The 22,004-nt window shown below is 38.1% G+C and carries 11 protein-coding genes and 1 pseudogene; 3 read left to right on the top strand and 9 right to left on the bottom strand.

What is annotated here, in order from left to right; all coding sequences use genetic code 11:
• Positions 1–23: 23 nt before the first annotated feature.
• The 7 genes and pseudogenes from IQ264_RS02695 to IQ264_RS02670 all read right to left on the bottom strand — a co-directional run bounded on the left by IQ264_RS02695 (position 24) and on the right by IQ264_RS02670 (position 15,587).
• Positions 24–1,790, bottom strand: a complete 1,767-nt coding sequence (locus IQ264_RS02695; protein WP_228061234.1) for a DUF2235 domain-containing protein — start codon at positions 1,788–1,790, stop codon at positions 24–26.
• A gap of 99 nt (positions 1,791–1,889) precedes the next feature.
• Positions 1,890–5,165 carry a non-ribosomal peptide synthetase gene (locus tag IQ264_RS02690; RefSeq protein WP_193978330.1) on the bottom strand — a complete coding sequence of 1,092 codons (3,276 nt, stop codon included), beginning with the start codon at positions 5,163–5,165 and terminating at the stop codon, positions 1,890–1,892.
• Between the two features lie 4 nt (positions 5,166–5,169).
• Positions 5,170–11,826: a non-ribosomal peptide synthetase gene (locus tag IQ264_RS02685; RefSeq protein ID WP_193978328.1), complete on the bottom strand. Its 6,657-nt coding sequence runs from the start codon at positions 11,824–11,826 to the stop codon at positions 5,170–5,172.
• A 458-nt stretch (positions 11,827–12,284) separates the two neighbouring features.
• Complete coding sequence (locus IQ264_RS02680) at positions 12,285–12,677, bottom strand: hypothetical protein (RefSeq protein ID WP_228061233.1); 393 nt, start codon at positions 12,675–12,677, stop codon at positions 12,285–12,287.
• 121 nt (positions 12,678–12,798) lie between these two features.
• A complete protein-coding gene (locus IQ264_RS02675) occupies positions 12,799–14,079 on the bottom strand; it encodes a 3-isopropylmalate dehydratase large subunit (RefSeq protein ID WP_413470326.1) in 1,281 nt (426 codons plus the stop codon).
• Between the two features lie 132 nt (positions 14,080–14,211).
• Positions 14,212–14,355, bottom strand: a pseudogene (locus tag IQ264_RS33805) (3-isopropylmalate dehydratase); the annotation flags it as partial.
• Between the two features lie 161 nt (positions 14,356–14,516).
• Positions 14,517–15,587 (bottom strand): isocitrate/isopropylmalate dehydrogenase family protein, encoded by a 1,071-nt coding sequence (locus tag IQ264_RS02670; protein ID WP_193978324.1) that lies wholly within the window; start codon positions 15,585–15,587, stop codon positions 14,517–14,519.
• A gap of 222 nt (positions 15,588–15,809) precedes the next feature.
• On the opposite strand from IQ264_RS02670, the gene IQ264_RS02665 reads away from it, so the two are divergent.
• The 3 genes from IQ264_RS02665 to IQ264_RS02655 are packed head-to-tail and all read left to right on the top strand — an operon-like array spanning position 15,810 to position 17,361.
• Positions 15,810–16,214 carry a hypothetical protein gene (locus tag IQ264_RS02665; RefSeq protein WP_228061232.1) on the top strand — a complete coding sequence of 135 codons (405 nt, stop codon included), beginning with the start codon at positions 15,810–15,812 and terminating at the stop codon, positions 16,212–16,214.
• The gene (locus IQ264_RS02660) at positions 16,211–16,405 is read left to right on the top strand and encodes a hypothetical protein (protein WP_193978322.1); all 195 of its coding nucleotides are present in this window, start codon (positions 16,211–16,213) and stop codon (positions 16,403–16,405) included. The genes IQ264_RS02665 and IQ264_RS02660 overlap by 4 nt, the downstream gene beginning before the upstream one ends.
• 23 nt (positions 16,406–16,428) lie before the next feature.
• A complete protein-coding gene (locus IQ264_RS02655; RefSeq protein WP_228061231.1) occupies positions 16,429–17,361 on the top strand; it encodes a glycosyltransferase in 933 nt (310 codons plus the stop codon).
• Positions 17,362–17,449: 88 nt separating this feature from the next.
• On the opposite strand, the gene IQ264_RS02650 is transcribed toward IQ264_RS02655, so the two are convergent.
• Together IQ264_RS02650 and IQ264_RS02645 are read right to left on the bottom strand one after the other, a co-directional pair.
• Positions 17,450–18,973: a glycosyltransferase family 39 protein gene (locus IQ264_RS02650; RefSeq protein ID WP_193978320.1), complete on the bottom strand. Its 1,524-nt coding sequence runs from the start codon at positions 18,971–18,973 to the stop codon at positions 17,450–17,452.
• 176 nt (positions 18,974–19,149) lie between these two features.
• Positions 19,150–21,954, bottom strand: a complete 2,805-nt coding sequence (locus IQ264_RS02645) for a CHAT domain-containing protein (protein ID WP_193978318.1) — start codon at positions 21,952–21,954, stop codon at positions 19,150–19,152.
• Between the last annotated feature and the right edge of the window lie 50 nt (positions 21,955–22,004).

Genomic DNA, 22,004 nt, shown 5'->3' with positions numbered 1-22,004 from the left:
ATTTGTAAAGGTTGGCTTACTAGTCAATCAGAAGCAAGTAAATCTGGTAGCACTGATTTGAGATTTTGCGGGCGATAATCTGGGCAAGCTTTCAGTCGTTTTACAACACTAGTATGAACAGCAATACGTGGTGAATTTATCGATCGCCATGACTCTCCTCTCAACAGATAAAGTCCGGCAACAGTATTATCAAAATAAGTTGTCGGATCTGGTTTAATTTGGAAATCTTCGCTCTCATTTTTTGTTGAGAAAAATTCTAACCCCAACTTTTGAGCCTTCTGAATCATCCATTGCAGTGGATAATCTGATAATCCTCGATAGTCTTTATTTCCTCCACCAACACAACTATGTTCACCAGCAAACCAAACTTCTTCTACTACTTGATTAGGATTTTTTGGATTTTTCTTGATGGGAGTGGAAGGAAAAATTATGCGTTTTTCATCAATAGCTACCGCATGAAAAGCATTTTCAACAATTGGGCTTAGGGTAGCATCATAAAATTGATAATTGATATTCCAGATTTTCTCAATAGCTGGAAAAGGTAGTACATCAGGAATACCTAATGTTCCCACTGTTTCCCAGCATCCTAACATTTTAATGGGTATGCTATCCTCTAAAAAAGTTGCTTGATGAGAAACTTTTTTAGAGTTTTGTTGACGAAATTCTTGAGCTTCTGGAGAATCATAATTAATTTTATTATCTCGATAAAGCTGATAAGCTTTTCTAATTTCTTGGATATTGGAACGTCTTAATAAACCACATTTGTAAATCATCCCTGCTAAACAACGAACAATATAGGCTCCGCGACTAAAACCAAATAGGTAAATTTCATCCTGAGCCTCTGCATCATAGTTCATACATAAAAATCGGTAGGCATCTTGAATAAGCCGATCGATTCCCCATCTAAATGCGCTATCGCCAAAGCGATCGATCAACTCAGGTATATTAGCACCTTCTCTACTAAATCCTGATGAATAAAATACTAATTGAGGAGTTTTATCGTCGGCTGTATATTTAACTAACCTGACTAATTTTAGTACGTTTGTAGGATACAAACTAGTTAGTTCATGCCAAGTTCCATCACAACAAACTACTAAACGTTTTTTATTGCCCAAAATAGCTGGCGACTGGGGAGGTTGTTCTCGATCGTTAACTGCAATATTTGGTTGTTCAGTTTCTCCAGTAGAGGATGATTCTGGAGCAATATTTGGTTGTTCAGTTTCTCCAGTAGAGGATGATTCTGGAGCAATATTTATCGGCTCAGCTTCTCCACTAATAGCAGATGATTCAATTGCCGTTATTATTTGTTCAACTTCTTCAGCAATAGTAGAGGATTCGATCGCTGTCATTATTTGTTCCATTCCTTCAGTAGCGGATTCGATCCCCGTATTTATTAATTGCTCCACTTCTTCAGTAGCGGATTCGATCGCTGTATTTATTTTTTCAATTCCTTCCGTAGCGGATTCTATTCCCGTATTTATTAATTGTTCCACTTCTTCTGTAGCGGATTCGATCGCTGTATTTATTTTTCCAATTCCTTCCGTAGCGGATGATTTTATTATCGTAATTATTGGTTCAATTCCTTCAGCAGTAGAGGGTGTTTCTATTGTCGTAATTATTGGTTCCGTTTCTTCCGTAGACAATGGTTCTATTGTCGTAATTATTGGTTCCGTTTCTTCCGTAGACAATGGTTCTGTTGAATCTTCTTGATTAACCTCAGTTGAATTTTCAACTTCTGTTACTTGTTGATTGTCTTGTTGGTTTTTTATTTTTTTCTTTCTGATAGGCATTGATTTTTCACTCCTATTTTATCTGTAACTTATGGCGTTATTACAACTACTTTTATCGTTAACATCGCCATTTAAAACTAAGGACTAATTGTTTGTTAGTCATTTGGTTTTTCCTTTTAGTTGTACTTCTGTTTTTTTGGTATTTCCAGAACTTAGTTGTTGCTTCAACTCCTCATCTGATAAATCATTAACCTCTCCTAAAATCCGATTTAATTCATCATCTCCTAACTGTTCAACTTGTCGATCGATTACTTTTTGTGATAGTTCTGCAATAGTTGGATTTTCAAACAGGTAACGCAGGGGAAAATCTAGAGAAAAGGCTTCTCTTAATCGGGAAATTACTTGGGTAGCTAGTAAAGAATGTCCACCTAACTCGAAAAAGTTATCGTGAATTCCTACCTGTTCCAATGGCAAAACTTCAGTCCAAATGTTAGCTAATTCTCGTTCGGTAGAGTTACGAGGCTCAACAAAATCAACTTCTATATTTCTTTGGGAAACATCGGGAGTAGGTAAAGCACGACGATTGATTTTATTATTAGAAGTTAAAGGCAATGCTTCCAAAAATACGAAAATTGCGGGAATCATGTAATCAGGCAACTTTGTCTTGAGGAAGTTTCGCAGACTGCTAACAGTTGGCTGTTTATTTTGGGCAACTAGATAGGCAACCAAATACTTGTTTTCCAGTTCATCTTCTCGCGCCATAACAACAACTTGTTTGATGTTAGTGTGCTGGTTTAAAACCGTCTCTATTTCTTCTAATTCAATGCGGAAACCACGAATTTTTACCTGAGTATCAATTCGTCCTAAAAATTCGATGTTACCATCAGGAAAACGACGAACTAAATCTCCGGTTTTGTAAAGTCGATCGCCTTCCACAAAAGGATTAACAATAAATTTTTCACTGGTTAATTCTGGTTGATTCAAGTAACCTCTGGCAACACTCGCACCACCCACATAAAGTTCTCCGGGAACACCAATGGGAACTCTATGTAAATATCGATCTAAAAGATAAACTTTCCTGTCGCCAATAGGTTTGCCAATGGGAATTGAATTGACATTTTCGGGAAGTTGTTGAGGAATCGGATAGCAACAGGTAAAAACTGTACATTCTGAAGGGCCGTAAGCATGAATAAGTTGGGTTTCTGGTAATATTTCTAATGCGCGACGAACATGAAGTATAGAAACAAGTTCTCCCCCAAACAAGAGTTGTTTAATTCCTAACAATGCTTCCGGTATTGTATCAATTATGTAATTGAATAGGGCTGTAGTTAGAAATAGAGTATTAACATTTTGTTCTTGGATAATTTTGCTTAAATCTTCGGGTGTGGGAATTTGTCCTGGGTAAAGTACACAACGTCCACCGTAAAGTAAGGGAGGCCAAAGTTCTAAGGTAAGTGCATCCCAAGAAATTGATGAATGTTGCAACCAAATTTGTTCTGTATCGAGTTGAATGTAATCAACCCCAAACATAAAACCAATGAAGCTACGATGGGGAACTTCCGATCCTTTTGGATTTCCGGTTGTGCCAGAAGTATAAATAATATAAGCTAAGTTTTCTGGAGTAACTTTTGTGAGTAAATTATCTTGTGTTTGTTGGGCAATTCTATTCCAATCACAGTCAAGTTTAACTACAGTTTTATTATTGATTGGGAGTCTATCTTGCAAGTGGTTTTGGGTTAACAGGATGGTGATTTGTGCATCTTCCATCATGAATTCTAGTCTTTCTGAAGGAAAAGCTGGATCTAGGGGAATATAGGCTCCTCCTGCTTTGAGTATACCTAATATTCCTATTACCATTAAAAGCGATCGCTCTACACAAATCCCTACTTTTACTTCTGGTTGAACTCCCAATGTTTGTAAATAATGGGCTAATTGATTGGCGCGGTTGTTTAATTCTCTGTAAGTTAACTGTTGTTCTTCATAAACTAAAGCTATAGCATCTGGGCTTTTTTCTACTTGTTCTTCAAATAATTTATGGACACATTTATACTGATATTCAGTCGTAGCATAATTTTCTAACTTTACTAATTCTTCTTGTTCAGCTTTTGTTAACAATGAGAATTGGGAAATATTTTGTTGGGGATTGGTGGCAATTTCTGTGAGCAATGTTTGGAAATGTCCAATCATGCGTGCGATCGTATCTGCGGCAAAACGGCTAGTATCGTAGATCATCCTTCCAGACAATTCTGATTCAGGATTAATTACTATATTCAAAGGATAATTTGTCCTTTCAAAACAACGCAGATCGCTAACTGCTAAAGTTTTTTTAGTTTCGGATATAGAAGTATCGATCGGATAATTTTCAAACACCAAAATACTCTCAAATAATGGCATTTTGGCGGGAATATCACTAATGCTTTGAATGTCGGCTAAAGAGTAATAAGCATACTGTTCTTGCTCAATTTGTTTGGTTTGTAAATCTTTGAGCCAGGGTAATAATTCGGCATTTCCAGGAAGTTGGACTCTGACGGGAAGAGTGTTAATAAATAGCCCCACCATTGATTCTACTCGATCAAGAGTAGTGGGGCGACCAGATACAGTTGCACCAAAAACTAGATCGTTTTCTCCACTGTAGCGAGAAAGTAGTAAGGCATAAGCTCCTTGCACCAAATTATTTAAAGTTAAATGATGTTGTCGAGCTAAAGATTGCAATTTTTTGGTGATTTCTTGAGATAATTTAAAAGGCTGTTCTTCGTAGTTTTGTTGCTCTCCTGATTTATGCCCGATCGATTTTCTATCTACTCGGAAAGGTGTAGGAAATTCAAAACCCTGTAAAGTTTGTTGCCAGAATTTTTTTGCTTGCTCAATATCTCGTTCTTGTAACCAAACAATATAATCTCGATAGGGACGAGAGGGGGTGAGGGATAAAGATTCACTGCGATAACTAGCTTCATATAAGGCAAAAACTTCTTTAAGAATAATCTGCATTGACCAGCCATCAAATAGAATATGATGATGGCTCCAAATAAATTGGTAAGTTTGTTCCTCTAGCTGAATTAGAATGAAGCGCATTAGAGGAACTTCACTTAAATCAAAGGTTTTTTGACGATCGCTTTTCAGCAAACTCTCTAACCTTTCTTGCTGTTCAGCTTTGGTTAAATTTCGCCAATCGTGACAAATCCAAGGCAAATCCACCCCTTTATTTACCATTTGTAATGGTTTTTCGATTTCTTCCCAATGAAAAGAAGTTCTTAAAACTGGATGACGAGAGATAACTTGTTGCCAAGCTTGCTGAAAAATCTGTAAATTTAAGTCACCTTTCAAGGTACAGAATAATTGCTCAAAATAGATCTCTGATTCTGGAGAATAGAGGGTATGAAACAGCATTCCCTGCTGCATTGGTGAAAGTTCGTATAAATCTTCAATATTATTCATAAAATTACCTCTTACTATTCTTATTTTTGTTAAGTTTAGCCATGAATTTGTCAAGTTGTTGTTGATTGAGTCTAGCAGCAGCAAAGTCAGAAGGTGTATAATCTTTGAACTCGGTTGATTGACAGTGAGTAATCAAGGTTTTTAATGCTTCCATAAAGCCGTAAGCTAAATCTTCAATAGTGCTTAGTTTATGAACATTCTCACTATAAGCCCAAGTCATTTCCAGCATTCCGCCCCGAATAAAACCACTGATTCCTAACAGATGACTACGTTTATTCAGTAAGCTTTGTTCAGCTTTGAATTCTTTAACTGTACCTAATTCAGCAGATGCTAATAACACTCGATCGAACTGACCAAGATAATTAAAACTTACTTCTGCTTGAGGTAGCGCCTGTAGTTTTTTGCGTACATCGGCATTTTTGTGCAAATATCGCAATATGCCATAACCAATACCTCGGTTTGGAATGCGCCGTAATTGTTCTTTAATTAACTTTAAAGCCTCTCTTGGATGGTCAATGTTTTCTAACTGTAACCGGACGGGAAATAAGGTAGTAAACCAGCCTAAAGTACGTGATAAATCCACATCTTTAAATAAATCCTCCCGTCCATGACCTTCTAGATCAATTAGTAGGGAATGTTCTCCTGTCCATTGGGCAAAACTTTGCATTAGAGCGGTCAACAAGACATCATTAATTTGAGTATTATATTTAGCGGGTACTTCTTGTAATAGTACACGAGTTTCTGCTTCAGTTAAAGAAAGTGATACAGCAGAGGTTGAAGCTACAGTGTTGTTTTCTGTGTTTGAAGGATAGTCTAATGGTAATTTTGTAAATGAGAAATTAGACTCATTCAGCCAGTAATCTATTTCTTGTGTTATTGCTTCTGATTGGGCGTATTCTGTTAGACGATCGCTCCAATATTGCCAAGAAGTTGTTTTCGCTGGTAATGTAATAACTTGACCACAACTAATTTGTTGGTATGCAGTAGCTAAATCTTCTAACAAAATCCGCCACGAAACCCCATCTACTGCTAAATGATGGATGATGAAAAGTAAAAGATTTGGTTGATTTTTGCTTAACTGAAATAGTGCTACTTTTGCGATCGGTCCTGTTGGCAAATTCAGACTAGCTTGGAGTTCTGCATTTGTAGCTTTTATGGCTCTTTCTTGTTCCTCTGGCGATAAATGGGATAAGTCGATAACACTAAACGGCACAGAGTCTTCAACATCCCAATTAATCTGCCGCCAATTTTCTTCCTCTTGCACAAACCGCAACCGCAAAGCATCATGATGCACAAACAATTGTTGTACAATTTGCTGCAACAATTCTGGTTTCAAATCTAATGTAACTTCTAGTAATACTGACTGGTTAAAGTAATTTGATTCAGCCAATTTTTGCTCAAAAAACCACTGTTGAATCGGTGTTAATGCAACCGTTCCTGTCACTAAGCCTTGTTGGGTTTTCAATTGACGAGTAATACCAGCCACAGTAGCTAATTCTGCGATCCTTTGGTACTGAAATAATTGTTTCGGAGCAATTTGAATCCCCGCTTGTTTAGCACGAGAAATTACCTGAATGCTGAGAATAGAATCTCCACCCAATTCAAAAAAGTTATCATGGATGCCAACTTTTTCTATTCTTAAAATTTCCGACCAAATGATTGCTAATTTTTCTTCTATTGTGCTACGAGGGGCAACAAAATCATCTTCTGTGGGGGAGAAATCGGGCGCTGGTAGGGCACGGTAATCAACTTTTTGATTCCCCGTCATTGGCAACTTATCTAACAGCACGAAAGCCGCAGGAACCATATAATTAGGCAGTTTTTCTTTCAAGAAAAGGCGCAATTCATCAATTTTTGGTTGCGGTTGATGGGGTACAATATAGGCGACCAGTCGCTTTTGTCCAGGTAAGTTGTCTTCACGCGCCACAACAACAGCTTGAAACACTTGTGGATGTTGACTCAGCACCGTTTCAATTTCTCCCAACTCAATGCGGAAACCGCGAATCTTCACTTGAGCATCAACTCTTCCCAGGTATTCCAAGCAGCCATCTGTGCGAAATCTGGCTAAATCTCCTGTTTTGTAAAGGGGAGCCGAATAAAATTCTTGTAGGACAGGCATCCTGCCTGTCTCTGAAATTCTTTTGTGCAGAGGTCTAATGAATTTCTCCTCAGTCAATTCGGGGCGTTGCCAATACCCTCTGGCTAATCCTGCACCGCCAATGTGCAATTCTCCGGGAACTCCTATTGGTGTTGGTTGCAGGTATCGATCGAAAATATAAACTTGAACGTTACTTATGGGTTTTCCAATAGAAACAAAGCTGTCTGTTGGTGAATTTAAACGTTGCAGAGTGGTGACAACTGTTGCTTCTGTTGGCCCGTAAGTGTTAAATAATTGTGGTGGCTGGGTAGAATTTGTAATACTATTGTGCCAACGCTTTACTTTTTCTAAATGTGCTTCTTCTCCGCCAATAATTACAATTCTCAAGATTCCCGACTTCTTCAAGAAGTTGGGAATCTGGGAATCTACTAACTGATGCCAAAAAGCTGTGGGAAGATCCAAAACGGTTAATTGCCATTCTTGGCAACAGCGCCAAAATTCATCGGTTGAATGCAACATTTCTTCGGTGCGGAGTACTAAGGTTGCACCGAATGCAAGACAGGGAAAAATTTCTTCAATGGATGCGTCAAAGCAGAAGGAGGCAAATTGTAAAATCCTGTCAGATTCGTTAATTCCATATTCTTGAATCGCTGCCATGACAAAATTGATTAATGACTGATGTTCGATCGTTACTCCTTTGGGTTTACCTGTGGAACCAGAAGTATAAATGATGTAGGCAAGGTTGTTTAATTGAACATTATTAACAGGATTATCTGTACTTTGTTGAGCAACGATCGACCAATCTTTATCTAAACAAATCGTTGTTCCGGTGAAATTTGGTAATTTGGTTTGGCATCTTTCTTGCGTTAACAAAATGCTCAGTTGCGTATCTGCAATAATGTCAGTTATTCTTTCTTTGGGATAGGCTGGATCGAGGGGAATGTATGCACCTCCGGCTTTGAGAATGCCGAGTAAGCCGACTATCATCTCTAAGGAACGCTCAACGCAGATGCCAACGAGGGTTTCTGGTTTAACGCCCAAACTTTGCAGATAATGTGCTAGTTGGTTGGCGCGATCGCACAATTCGCGGTAAGTTAATTGTTGACCCAAGTGCCAAACAGCTACAGCATCGGGCGTTTTTTCTACCTGTGCCTCAAACAACTGATGAATACACTGATTACAATCAAACTCTCTCTCCGTCTGATTCCACAATTGTAATAACTGTTGTTCGATCGCTGTTATTAATGGTAATTGAGAAATTCTTTGCTCTGGGTTAGCAACAATCCCTTCAAGTAAAACTTCATACTGTTCCAACATTCGTTGAATTGTCGCCGCATCAAAGAGACCGCTGTTGTACTCTAAAACTAACGTAATTCCCCTTGCTTTTGTTTTCGCCCCGTTCTGCACACTTTGTTCAAAACGTGGGATTACCAGAAAATCCAAATCAAACTTAGCGGATTTGTTGCTAATCGGTTCGTGCAAACTGATGTCTAACCCTGGAAGAGTCAAATCCGGCATTGCCGAATTATGGAAACTGAACATCACTTGAAACAAAGGATTGTAACTCAGGTTCCGTATTGGTTTAACAACATCAACCACCTGATCGAAAGGTAAATCTTCGTTAGCATAAGCTTCCAGCGTTACCTCCCGCACCCTAGCAAGTAACTCTCGAAAAGTTGGATTTCCTGACAAATCGGTGCGTAAAACCAAGTTATTGACAATCATGCCAATTAACTTTTCTACCTCTTGCATCCGCCGATTAGCAACGGCACTACCTACGCAAATATCGTCTTGTCCACTGTAGCGGTGCAACATTACCTTAAAAGCTGCCAACATTGTCATAAATAATGTGACACCTTCTCGACGGCTGAAATCTCTCAAAAGTTCGCACAAGTCAATAGGAAGTTCTACTCTAATTTGATCGCCCCGGTAAGTTTGCTCTGTTGGTCGAGGGCGGTCTAATGGTAATTCTAACAGGGGTGGACTGCCGGATAACTTCTGTTGCCAATAGGTTGATTGGGCTTGAGCTTCTGGGCTTTTCACCCACTCTCGTTGCCAATGGGCAAAGTCTACAAACTGCAAAGCTGGTTGGGTTAGCGGGGAAGGATTACCCAAAGAAAAAGCTTGATAAAGTTCTATTAACTCACTCAGAAACACATTGAACGACCAACCATCATGAACTGCATGATGTTCAATATGTATTAAAAGATGTTCTTGCTCGCTCAATTTCAACAGAACCCACTTGACTAATGGTAGTTGATTCATATCAAGGGGGTTTTGCACTTCTGCTTCAACTAGGCGTTGAGCTTCTGCTTCTCGCTCAAATTCGGGAAATTTTTGCAGATCAACTACTGTAAAGCTGATTGGTTGGTGTGGGTGAATTATTTGAAATAGCCGTCCGTTCTCTGCTGGATATGTGGTGCGAAAGATTTCATGGCGCTGTACAATCTCATCAAGGCATCTTTGCAATATGTCTACATCAAGCTGACCTTTAAATCTCATGGTTGCTTGGAATTGATAGGCACTATTTTCCGGGGCTAGTTGCTGGATGAAGTATACTCGCTCTTGGGCAAAGGAGACTGGCAAGAGTCCTTCACGGGGAATGGGTTTTATGGTGGGACGTTCCCACTGTTGGCTATTCTGATACTGTGCAATAAGTTGAGCTAGACTGCTGATTGTTGGGTTGTGAAATATTTGTTGAAAGTGCAGTTCAACGTGGAAAACTTCGCGCAGACGAGAAAGCATTTGGGTGACAATTAGGGAATGACCACCGAGATGGAAAAAGTTGTCATTCACTCCTATTTGTTCCAGTCTGAGTAATTGAGCCCAGATGAGTGCTAGTCTTTGTTCTATTGGGCTGCGTGGTGCAACAAAGGTTTCTGGGTCGGAGTTTTTGCGATCGGGTGCTGGAAGATTTTGGCGATCGACTTTACCATTAGGAGTAAGGGGCAAGGAGTCCAGCATGACAAAGGCTGCTGGTACCATGTAATTGGGCAGCTTTTCTTCCAGGAAACTTTTGATGCTAGGATCGATCGCCTCAAGTTTTTGATTTGGCACAATATAGGCAACTAGCTGTTTATCGCCAGGGATGTCTTCACGGGCAATAACTACTGCTTGCTGCACATCTGGGTGTTGACTCAAAAGCGCTTCTATTTCTCCTAATTCAATCCGAAAACCCCGAATTTTTACCTGATTATCAACTCGCCCCAAAAATTCAATGTTACCGTCTGGTAAAAAGCGGGCTAAGTCGCCTGTTTTATATAGTAGGGGCGGGTTTTGCCCAGAGATTGTCTGTTCGGTACAAAGATTATTTCCTAAACCCGCCCTTACAAAGGGATTGGTAATAAATCTTTCTGCTGTTAATTCTCTTGCGTTTAAGTAGCCTCTTGCTAAACCGTCGCCGCCAATATATAGTTCGCCGGGAACATCAATGGGAACTGGTTGTAGTTTAGAGTCTAGTATATAAATTTGGGTGTTGGAAATTGGGCGACCGATCGGCAAATTTGTAGCATCTTCTGCAACGTCTTGCACTAAATACCAACAAGAAAATGTTGTGCTCTCGGTTGGCCCATAAACGTGCAATAATCTCTGTGGCGATCCATTGTGCAAAACTGCTTTAACTGACTTGGTATCTACAGCTTCGCCACCAAATAGCAAGTGTTTCAAGTCTTTAAATGCTTCAGGGACAATGCTTGTTAGCTGATTAAATAAGGCAGTAGTTAAAAATAATACACTAATCTTTTGTTTGCGAAGGCAGGTTGCGAAATGCTGGGGCGAAAGCAGAATATTTTGAGGAATAATTACCAGTCTAGCGCCGTGCAGGAGAGCACCCCAAATTTCAAATGTAGCTGCGTCGAAGGAGAAGTTTGAAGCTTGGGCAATGGTATCACTACTTTCTAATTGCACATAATTAGTGTTACATACTAACCGATTTACAGCTCGATGTGGTATTGCTACTCCCTTTGGTTTTCCGGTCGATCCTGATGTGTAAATTACATAAGCTAGATTTTCTGATGTTACTTTACTGTGAGGATTTTCTTGGTTTTGTCGATCGATCAATTCCCAATCACTATCCAAACAAACTACTTTTACCCCGCTTCCAGTAAATTGTTCAACGTATTTTTGCTCAGTTAATATTACTTGTGCTTGTGAGTCTGACAACATGAAACTCAAGCGTTCTTTGGGATAGGTGGGATCTAAGGGCAAATATGCGCCACCTGCTTTGAGAATTCCTAATAATCCTACGATCGTTTCTAGCGATCGCTCTACACAAATTCCTACCAAAACTTCTGGCTCTACATTCAAAGATTGCAAATAATGGGCTACTTTATTCGATCGCTGATTCAATTCTTGGTAAGTAATTTGTTTTTCCTTGAAAACAACAGCAATATTGTCTGGAGTTTTTTCCACTTGTGCTGCAAATAACTGATCTATGCACAAATCTTTGGGGTAATCTACCTTTGTATCATTCCATTCTACTAATATTTTATGTTGTTCTTGTTCATTTAAATTTGAAAAATAATCATCATTATAATCATTAGAATAATTTACTGTTTTTTGCATAATCTTAACTATCCTAATTTACGATTACCAATAAATACCATGTTTGGTAAGACAACGCACCTGCTCTTTAACCAAATTTAATTGCTTACAATCAAAGTTTTTTACAACTTTTAATTGCAGAGGAAATTACCGCTAACAATTACTACTCGCTAGCTGTAATTTTGTGATGAATATATTTGCTTTAATATCCATTAAAGCGATGAATATCGTAAATTTGGTGTGTAAGCTAATTTGATTTTGGATTGGGATGCAATATTACTATACTTAATTCTGTCAAATTATCTTTTAGATTTGAATTTTTTCCAAAACTAAATTAACTAATTATACATCGGTAATTTGACTAAATTAAGTAGAAACAATTATGACTTTAACCGACACCAACAAAAAGTCATATATTTCGTTTATTGTCTCCCAATCCTTTCTTCAGTAAACCTTACAGCTACAATTTAGTAAATGAATTACTCAACAATTTCTACTACTCGTGGTTCAGCAGGATCGCTGTAGATTTCAGGGCTGAGATGATTTTTAAGTGAGGTTTTTAGCTCATCTTTAATGGGCAAATCTTTAATTTCTTCCAACAAAGAAATTAAAGATTCAGTTTTGCTACGTTCCTTGTAAACGAATTTGAGAACGGCTTCAATTCCATATCCTCCTACAACGTCCCCTAAAACACCTAATAGACCCAGTAATCCAATTCCGCCCAGAATACCAAATGGCCCTCCTAATCCGGTCAGGATGCCTGCAACAGCGGCGTTACTACCTGCTGCTGATGCTGTCATAATTATTAGAATTATGCCAGGAAGACCCAATCCAGCAAGTTTTTTGCCAATTTCGTCCAGATCAAATTCCATTGTAATTACCTGCTATTTTTTCAACGTGAATTAAAGCCTGACTCATCTTCAAAACATGAGATTAAGAGTATTTTATAACGTCTTAATCTGAAAAATTAAAAAAGTTTACATTTTTTTTAATTTAAGCAAGATCGTGGCTAATTTTTCCTTGTATGGCTGAAATAGCAACTGTTCTTGGGGAGGCCAAGTAATTTTTGCCTGATGGATCGCCGCTACGTCCTTTAAAATTCCGATTGGTTGCATAAATTCCGGTTTCTTCTTTGGTTAAAACTCCCAATCCAGAATTAATACAAGCCCCACAACCTGATTTAAGAATTTGTGCTCCTGCTTGTTCAAAGATGTCGAGATAACCTAATTCTTGGGCTTTTTGTCGAATTTCCATACTGGCAGGAACAATAAACAATTTTACACCTTCTGCCACTTGCCGATCGCGCAAAACTGCTGCTGCTTCGGCTAGATCGTGAAGTTTTCCTCCTGTACAAGAACCAATGAAGGCTTTAGTAATTGGAATATCTTCTAACTCGGTAATTTTTACTACTCGATCGGGTTTGGGAGGGCGTGCAACTTGAGGTTCGAGATTACTGAGATCAAATTGATATATCTTTTCGTACTCAGCATCGGGATCGGCAATAGTTTCTGGAAATGTAGGGGAAGTGCGCTCGCTCACATATTGACGAGTTACTTCATCTGCGGCAATTAAACCACACATTGCACCACATTCGATCGCCATATTTGCCAATGTCATTCGTTCATCAAAAGGCAATTGTTCAATAATAGAACCACGAAATTCCATCACTTTACCAGTGGCACCAGCACAACCAATTTGCCCCAAAATAAACAAAATAATATCTTTGGCGCTAATATGAGGAGGCAGAGTTCCTGACAATTCAAATACCAAAGTTTCAGGAACCCGAATCCACATATCTCCCATCGCAAAAATATTCGCCATGTCTGTTGTTCCTACCCCAGTAGAAAACGCTCCCAATGCGCCATAAGTGCAAGTATGCGAATCTGTCCCAGCAATTATCATTCCTGGTTGAATAAACCCTTTTTCTGGTAATAAAACATGACAAATTCCCGATGCTTCTCCCGGAGAAACCACATCAAATAAGTGACATCCTTGAGTTTTAGCAAAGTCAATCATCTCTTGATACATCAGATGAGCTTTGTTATCTTCGGGGCGAATGTCAGTAACTTGAATAAAGTGATCTGCGACTAAAACCACTTTTTGAGAATCCCATAATTTAGCATCTTCTCCATAATTTTTATAGAATACTTTAGCAACTGGCCCTGCTACGGCATCATGGGATAAAGCTAAGTCAACTTTGGCGAAAACTACTTCTCCTGGTGCAACGTAGGAATTACCAGAAGCTTTAGCCAAAAGTTTTTCTACTAAAGTCATGGGTCTGGGAGGAGTTAAACTGGAAGGAATGGTAATTTCTCCCTGACGACGCTTTTGATTAAAAGCAATTAATCCTCCAGCAGCTGCGATCGCATTCACCACTGGATTTTCTCTTTTTTCCCCTAAAATCTCCAAAGTTAGCCCAATATTGATACTATTACGATAAAAAATTTCCGCGAACGATCGCGCCCGAATTTTTTCTATTCCCGCAGCTTTCAAAGCAATGGGAGCAATTTCTCGACTCGATCCACAGCCAAAATTTTCCCCCGCTTCAATCACATTATATTTTAGTAATTCCCCCACCCCGATAATATGTTCTAAAGCATATAACTTTAAATGCTCTAGGTCATTATTTGTGGCTCTGGCGGCAGGCATAATATCATCAGTATTAATATCATCTCCCAGCCGTAAAACGTTGTTTGGATTGTTCATTTTCTTCAGAGTTCTTCCAACAATAGGTTAACTAGAGTTTCCGTATTGACAAAAATTTCTTCTCCTTGAGGAAACAAATCTGCTGTTCGGTATCCTTGATTTAAAACTCGCTCTTGTGCTTCCTTAATTCGTTGAGCAGCCGATGTTTTTCCCCATTGTTCTAACATTAAAATACCAGATGCCAGAGTTCCTAAAGGATTCGCAATTCCCTTTCCGGCAATATCGGGGGCTGTGCCATGAATTGCTTCATAAAGACCAAATCCATTACTATTAATACTTGCTGAGCCTAATAACCCGATCGAGCCAACTAAAGCACCACCAAGATCGCTGAGAATATCTCCAAACAGATTTCCTGCTAAAATTACATCAAATCTTTGCGGATTTAAAACCATTTGCATTGCTAAATTATCCACTAACATTGGTTCAATAATTACGTCGGGAAATTTAGTAGCCTCTTCTTGTACTAGACGAGTCCAAGGTATGTGAGGCAAGGCATTTTCTTTGTGGGCTATTGTCAGTAATCCTCGACGTTTTTCAGCTTGTTGTAAGGATGAGCGTGCAATCCGACGAATTTCTTCATCATAATAGCGCATTGTATGGAATCCGTAAATTCCTTTTTCATCTGAAGCTCTTCCTGACGGGCCAAAATAAATACCACTGACCAATTCTCGAATGATTAAAATATCTAATTGTTTAATTTTTTCTGGTCTAAGGCTAGATTTATGTAGTAAACTGTTAAAACTCCGAATCGGTCTAAGATTACAAAAAAAATCGAAGTGTTTTCGTAATTCTAGCAGTCCACCTTGGGTCACTGATCCAAAGAGAATTCCATCGGCTCGATCGCACAATTCGATCGTAGCTTGAGGTAAATAACTCCCCATTTGTTCTAGAGCAATTTTACCTAGCAAGCCATATTCTACTTCCAAGGTAAATCCTTCAAGTTTAGCTACTCGTTGCAGAATTGTTAAAGAAGCTTCTACAACTTCTGGGCCAATTCCTTCACCACCAATGGCAACAATTCGATAGGAAGAATTACCAGATGCTTTAGCTGTGTAAGTATTAGTTAAAGGTTCCATTTTTCCCTAAACCTATTAAAATGAGTCCTTTTTTACCTGTAATTAAAGATATTTGCACAATGTATCAAGCAGCAATCAAATCTTTACCTTATTTACTAATTTCTCTGCTCCTGGGAGTCAAAACTAGCAGCTAATTTCCTTTGATATATTTAAATCTCTTATTTGGGGTAAGCTGACACAAATCAAACGTCCCCGACTTCTCCAAAAAGTCGGGGACGTTTGATGCAAAATAATTGTTCGGAAAATGATATATTATTTTGGTTAAAAAATCAGATTATCTACATGGCAAAATTACCAGCAGAAACCTTAAGTGCTATCTTCAGTTTGCAGCAACAATTTTTAGAACAAATCGATGAAGCTAGGGCAGTTGAATTTGTGTTACTTGAACAGTTTGGCGAGACAGAAGAAACAATTCCTGAGTTAGATGAATTGTCAAGTATACGGGAAAGGGCAGATTCTTATTATTCCAGATTTTACGTTATCCTGCGGCGAATTTACGATGCTCAACCTGTAGCGCCCCGTGATATCCTAGAACTACTTTCTAGATATATTAGCGAAGCTGATGGTACTATAGAAGCAATCCAGGCAAGTATTCAAGATATTAAGAGGAATTGGAATTTATTATGAGCAATCAACCCAGAATTCCCGACGCTGAAATTAGGGCACGTTCTGTTAGTCGTTTGCGTGAAGTGGTACAGCGCATGGATAGAAATATTGCTGAATTGGATGAATTTATTGCCCGTCTAGAAACAGAAAATAATCGCAATTTGGAAGCAGCACGTCAAAGAGGAAATGCTCAACGAAAAGCTGCTCAATAGCACTTGATATTCCCAGTTACCTAATGTGCATGATTCAAGAACAACCTTTTGTTTCGGTTATTATTCCCGTCTTTAACGATGTGGTAGGGTTAAAGCGATGTTTAGAAAGCCTAAAAAATCAAACTTATCCTGAGAATTTATATGAAGTAATTGTGGTAGATAATGGCTCTAATGTCGAGCAAAATATTGCTGATATTGTGGCAAATTATCACCAAGCAATTTTAACTAATGAAAGTCAACCTGGTTCATATTCTGCACGCAATAAAGGAATTTCACTTGCTAAGGGAACTGTAATTGCTTTTACTGATGCTGATTGTATTCCTGCTGCTGATTGGATTGAACTAGGGGTGAAAATATTACTACAAAATCCCAAGTGCGGCTTGGTTGCTGGGAAGATTCAAACTTGTTTTAAAGAACCAAAGCAACCCAATTCTATAGAACTTTATGAAAGTCTTTGGTATCCGCTTCTCCAAAAAGAGTTTGTGGAAAAAAATCATTTTGGCGCAACAGCTAATGTATTTACATTTGCTAGCATAATTCAGGAAGTAGGAGTGTTTGATAGTAGTTTGAAATCAAATGGCGATCGCGAATGGGGACAGCGAGTTTATCATGCAGGATATCAACCTTTATATGCTGACGAAATCTGTGTTTCTCATCCAGCGCGTCATACTCTGCAACAGCTTTCTTCTAGAGCACGAAGAATTATTGGTGGACGCTACGATTTACAACAAAAACAGGAAAGGTCTTTTCTGAAACGCAATATTATTTTCCTGTTTAATGTGGCAAAATATGCGATCGCGCCAATACCCATGCTAGGATTCAATCTACTTTTAGACAACCGACTAAAAACCCAAACTCAAAAAGTCCAAGTTTCCCTAGTAATGTTTTTTGTTTCATACATTTATGTTTGGGAAATGATTCGCCTGAAAAGTGGTAAGACATCTCATAGAGGGTAAAATAAATTAATTATAATTACAGTTTGTTGTGAGGACTTTAGTCCTACTTTGAAAGCAAAGAAACGACTGAAGTCCTTACAACGAACAGTCATTTCAACTGATAAAGATAGGTGAATGCGCCCGGTTGACTAAAATAATCTAGTTGTTGTCCAATGCGATCGAGATGAGGCTTAACCAAAGCTTCCTTTTTTGGATTTAATCCAGGAAACACAAACCATACCCGCTGCTTATTTTTTAATTGGCTAGATTGACTCTTAAACGCTTGCCAACCTTGCTCAGAAAACTTGTCTGCATTTACCAATTCACTCAAATAACCACGCGCATAATCAGATTGAGAATAGCCATATTTTCCAGCATAATACTCAAATTGATCGGCAGGGCCTCCATCACCTATATAAATTCCATCTCCCGGTTTCTGATGAGTTTTAATATACTCAATTACTGGACGAATTTCATGTTTAGTTTCTGGATAAAACACAAAACTTCCGGCTCTAACTAAAGATGGTGCTATTAATAAACAAGCCAGAGCAATTCCCGCAATCACAAAGTATTTATGGTGCTTGCTGTGATTGAAACTAGTCAACAAAAAAGCTATTCCTTCAGCAATTACTAAAATAAAAAACGGAGCTAAAAACAAAATCAATCGTCCGCGAAAAGGATATTTATGAAGGTAAGTAGCTGCTAAGGTGGCAAAAACCGGAGACATTAAAATGAGAAACTTGCTGGGTTTTCTCTTAATAAAAAAGACACAACCAATTACAAATGTTATGATGGCAATTCCATCAAATATCGTCGAAAATCCTAAAGGGCGAGAAAAGAACCTGCCAAAAGAATCTAGCAACCAAATCAGGTCAAAAACAGTGTTAGGATATTCATTTTCCCAAGCATTTTGTAAACTGTTATTTTGCATAACTCTGGCTATTGTTAAAAAGTACATAGAACCAAAACTAATTAGCCAGATGAAATAGGCAGGTAGACGGTTAAGTAAAATTGCTTTTCTTTGTTGAGCAGAAGTCAGAATCAGGTTTGCTGATTCAATTCCTGCTAAAACAAAAATAGTTGGATGAGAAAACCAAATTGCTACTGCTCCTAAAATTCCAATTAACAAAATTCGCCTGATATTTAGGATTTGTTCTTGTAGCGGAATCAGCAATAAACAAAGCAACAAAGTAATCATGACATCGCTAGAATATTGCTTAACTTCAGTAGCATAATAAAGGGTGTATCTTAGGCAAGCAAATAGAATTAGTGCAATTGGTAGAGCAAGGGTAGATACTGCCCATTTTCCCAGTTTATAAAAAGCAATCAGAGAAACAATTCCAGAGATTAAAGGAAATAAGCGCAGCGAATATTCATTATTTCCCAATATCTGAGTAAATAATTTTTCTATCCACAAAAAGCCTAGAGGAGCCGCTTGATTACGATCCAAAGGTTGGAGTAATTCTAAATAAGAACGATTCACAATATTCAAAACTAAACTCGCTTCATCTCCCCATAATGCTCGATTACTCAAATATTGAGATACTCGAATAAAGATGCCAAATAGGATAATCAGCAGAGTTAAATATTTCAGGAAATCAGAAATATTTTGTTTGTTAGATAAGTTATTCACTCGTTTTTTGGTAAATCACATAAGTAAACAGGGAATGAGGTTTATTATACAGCAGGGATTAGCGAAGGACTAAAGTCCTTACAACGAACTTATGCAGCGAAGGACTAAAGTCCTTACAACGAACTTATGCAGCGAAGGACTAAAGTCCTTACAACGAACTTATACAATGAACTTAATTACTGCCAATTTCCTACTAAAACATAAGGTGCCCAGAAAAAGGGAAGTTGATACTTTTCATCTTTTAAAATACTTAATTGAGCAAGCCTTAAAGCCTCGGCTTTAGTAGCACCTTCTTTGGCTAATTCTTGATAAAATTTTACCATTAAAGCGGCTGTTGATTCATCACTAACTCTCCATAAAGTTGCCAGGGTACTACGTGCGCCTGCTCTGACTGCTACTCCTGCTAATCCTAAAGCTGCTCGATTATCTCCGGCTGCGGTTTCACAAGCACTAAAAACTAGTAATTCAATCGGAGGAGTTGTTTGTTGCTCTCTCACCCGCAATAATTGGTCTAAATTTTTCACATTAATTTGGCTATTCCAAGCTAAAATAAAAGTTTCGTCTGCCTGAGAACTAAATTGTCCATGAGTGGCAAAATGTATAATAGGAAAAGTAGCTGAAGTTAATATTTTTTGTAAATTATTATCAGTAAATTCTTGATTTAAAAGTTCCTGTGCTGGCAAGAGCGACCTAATTTCTTTTAATTCCTGTTCTACACTAGGTAGTGCGGGGAAATTTTGGTTTGCTTCCGATATGCCAGCTAATAATACTCGGAATTGTTCCTTTTTTAAAGGTTGTGGTGGTAGTAATTGTAATCCTGGAGTCAAAGCAATACTATACTTTTCTATTAAATACTTTTCACCATCGTATAAAGCAGCTAGGGAAATATTTCGTAATAACCCATCAGAAATAAATACTAATGTTTGAATGTTTTTCTGCTTTATTTCTGCTTCTATTGGCTGAATCATCCAATTATAAACTTGTTGGTAAAGTTGTAAAACTAATCTATTGTTGATCGGAGTTTCCATGCTGATGCGTAACCTTTTCAGCGTAGATTCTACTTCTGTTTGGTTTTGCAAGGTAGTATAAAGACGTAGGGGAGATTGAGGTAAGGCGAGAATAATTGCTAGTCTATCTGGCAAAACAATTGTGTAGATTATGGCAGCATTTTTGTCTAATCGATCGATCTGTACGGGTTTAGTGTCTAAGCAAGCTTCCTGAAAAAAGTTATCTAATTCTGCTAATTGCAAAGATTCAATTACCGATCGCGCTTGGCGTAAATTTTCTTGACTTGGTTCGGTTTGTGTTGGTAGTAATAAATCAACTAATTCTCGATAAACAGGTTCGACACTTTGCCGAAACGAAAATTGCAAATCGGGATTGCCAGGATTAATCGCAACTAAGTCATTTCGCAGGGATTTAAGAGTTTCAACTGCTACGTTATAAGATGCGATCGCATTTTGTCGATCGCCTTGTTTTTTCAGCAATCTTCCTAATTGCCATTGCCAACGATAAGTAATATCTGAAGCATTAACAGCTTGAGCTAAACTAAGAGCTTGTTGAGTTAAATTAGTACTATCTTTAAACTGTCCAGTTAATTCATATAATCTACCTAAATTTCCTAAAGCAAAAGATTCAGCGTGAGAATCTTGTAAATCTATTGCTTCTTGAATTGCTTTAGTTAATAATAATACCGACTCTTGAATATTCTGCTCTTGATTCAGTTTTACTAAAGTTTCAGCTAAGTAAATTCGCGCATAAACTGATTTACGACTAGCTGGTAATTGATTAATATTAATTTGAGTTAATAAATCTTGCGCTTCACTGACTTTCCCCATATCTACTAACAAACTTAATTGATTAATTTGCGCTTGCACTCGACTAAATGGTGAAGTAGATAATTCAATAGATTTTTGATAAGCCTCAATTGCGGTTCTAAATTCAGTTGTCGCCATTGATGAATCCTTAAGTTCTTCAGCTTTTTTGGCGAACGCTCTGGCGGTATTTCCTAAACTGAAAAATGCGGCACCGATCGTAGGTTTTATTTGCAATTCCTGTGCTATACTCAAACTTTTTTGCATGACTTGTCGAGATTTATCTAATTCCCCAATTGCTTGTAACGCATTACCTAAACTCAATAAAGCTGTAGCTTTAATTAGAGAATTTGGTTGAGTATTCAAAGAAATTTCTATCTGTTCTAAAGTTGTTTGGGCGCGGCGATAAAGTCCTAAAGATTGTAGTCCTTGAGCAATGTTTATTTGACTGCCGATTGTTCCTTCAGTATCACCAATTCGGGAATAAATAGCAGCAGTTTCTTCCCAAGTTTTTATCGCTTCTGTCAATTTTCCTAAAGCGAATTGCAGATGACCTTGATTATTTAAAGCTTGAGCTAAAATGAGTTGAGAGTTTTTATTCTGGTTTAAGTTGCGAATTAAAGATAGACTAGAAGCGATCGCACTTTCTGCTTCTTTCCACTTTCCTAATTGCTGATAAGCAAAAGATAAATAACTTAAAGCTAAAGCTTCACCTTGTTTATTCCCAGAATCCTGAAAAGCAGTAACAGCTTTTTGCCAAACATCCGCTGCTTGCAAAAACTGTCCTGCTTGCAAAAACTCCTTACCCTGTTCTAACAATTGTTGGGGATTAGTAACTGGGGATTGGGGATTGGGAATTGGGGATTGGGAAAGTTTTACGCTAGTCAAATTCCAATACTGTTTGGTTAAGGGTAGGGGCGTTCGCGAGTGCGTGCCGGAGGCATCAGCATTCGGGCGACAATTTATGTACTCAAACCCTAAATTTTTTGTCCGAATGCTTCGCCCTTCCAAAGGCAAAAAACGCTTAACCGAGCAGTATTGAGTCAAATTCGGAAAAGCTAGAGAAATTCCTGCACTCAAAAAGGCAGTTAAAAGAGTAACTAGCACAAAAACCAGCCATTTTTTGCTTAGTGCGATCGCCTTTTTCCAAAAACTTTTTACAGCCATTTTATCCTCAATTTGTTTGGAGTTTTTGTATTAACGTAATAATCAATCTA

It is taken from the genome of [Phormidium] sp. LEGE 05292 (assembly GCF_015207735.1).
In the GTDB taxonomy this organism is placed as follows: Bacteria; Cyanobacteriota; Cyanobacteriia; order Cyanobacteriales; family Aerosakkonemataceae; genus Floridanema.
Note: the sequence above shows the minus strand (reverse complement) of the source record. Positions and strands in the feature narration are given on the sequence as shown.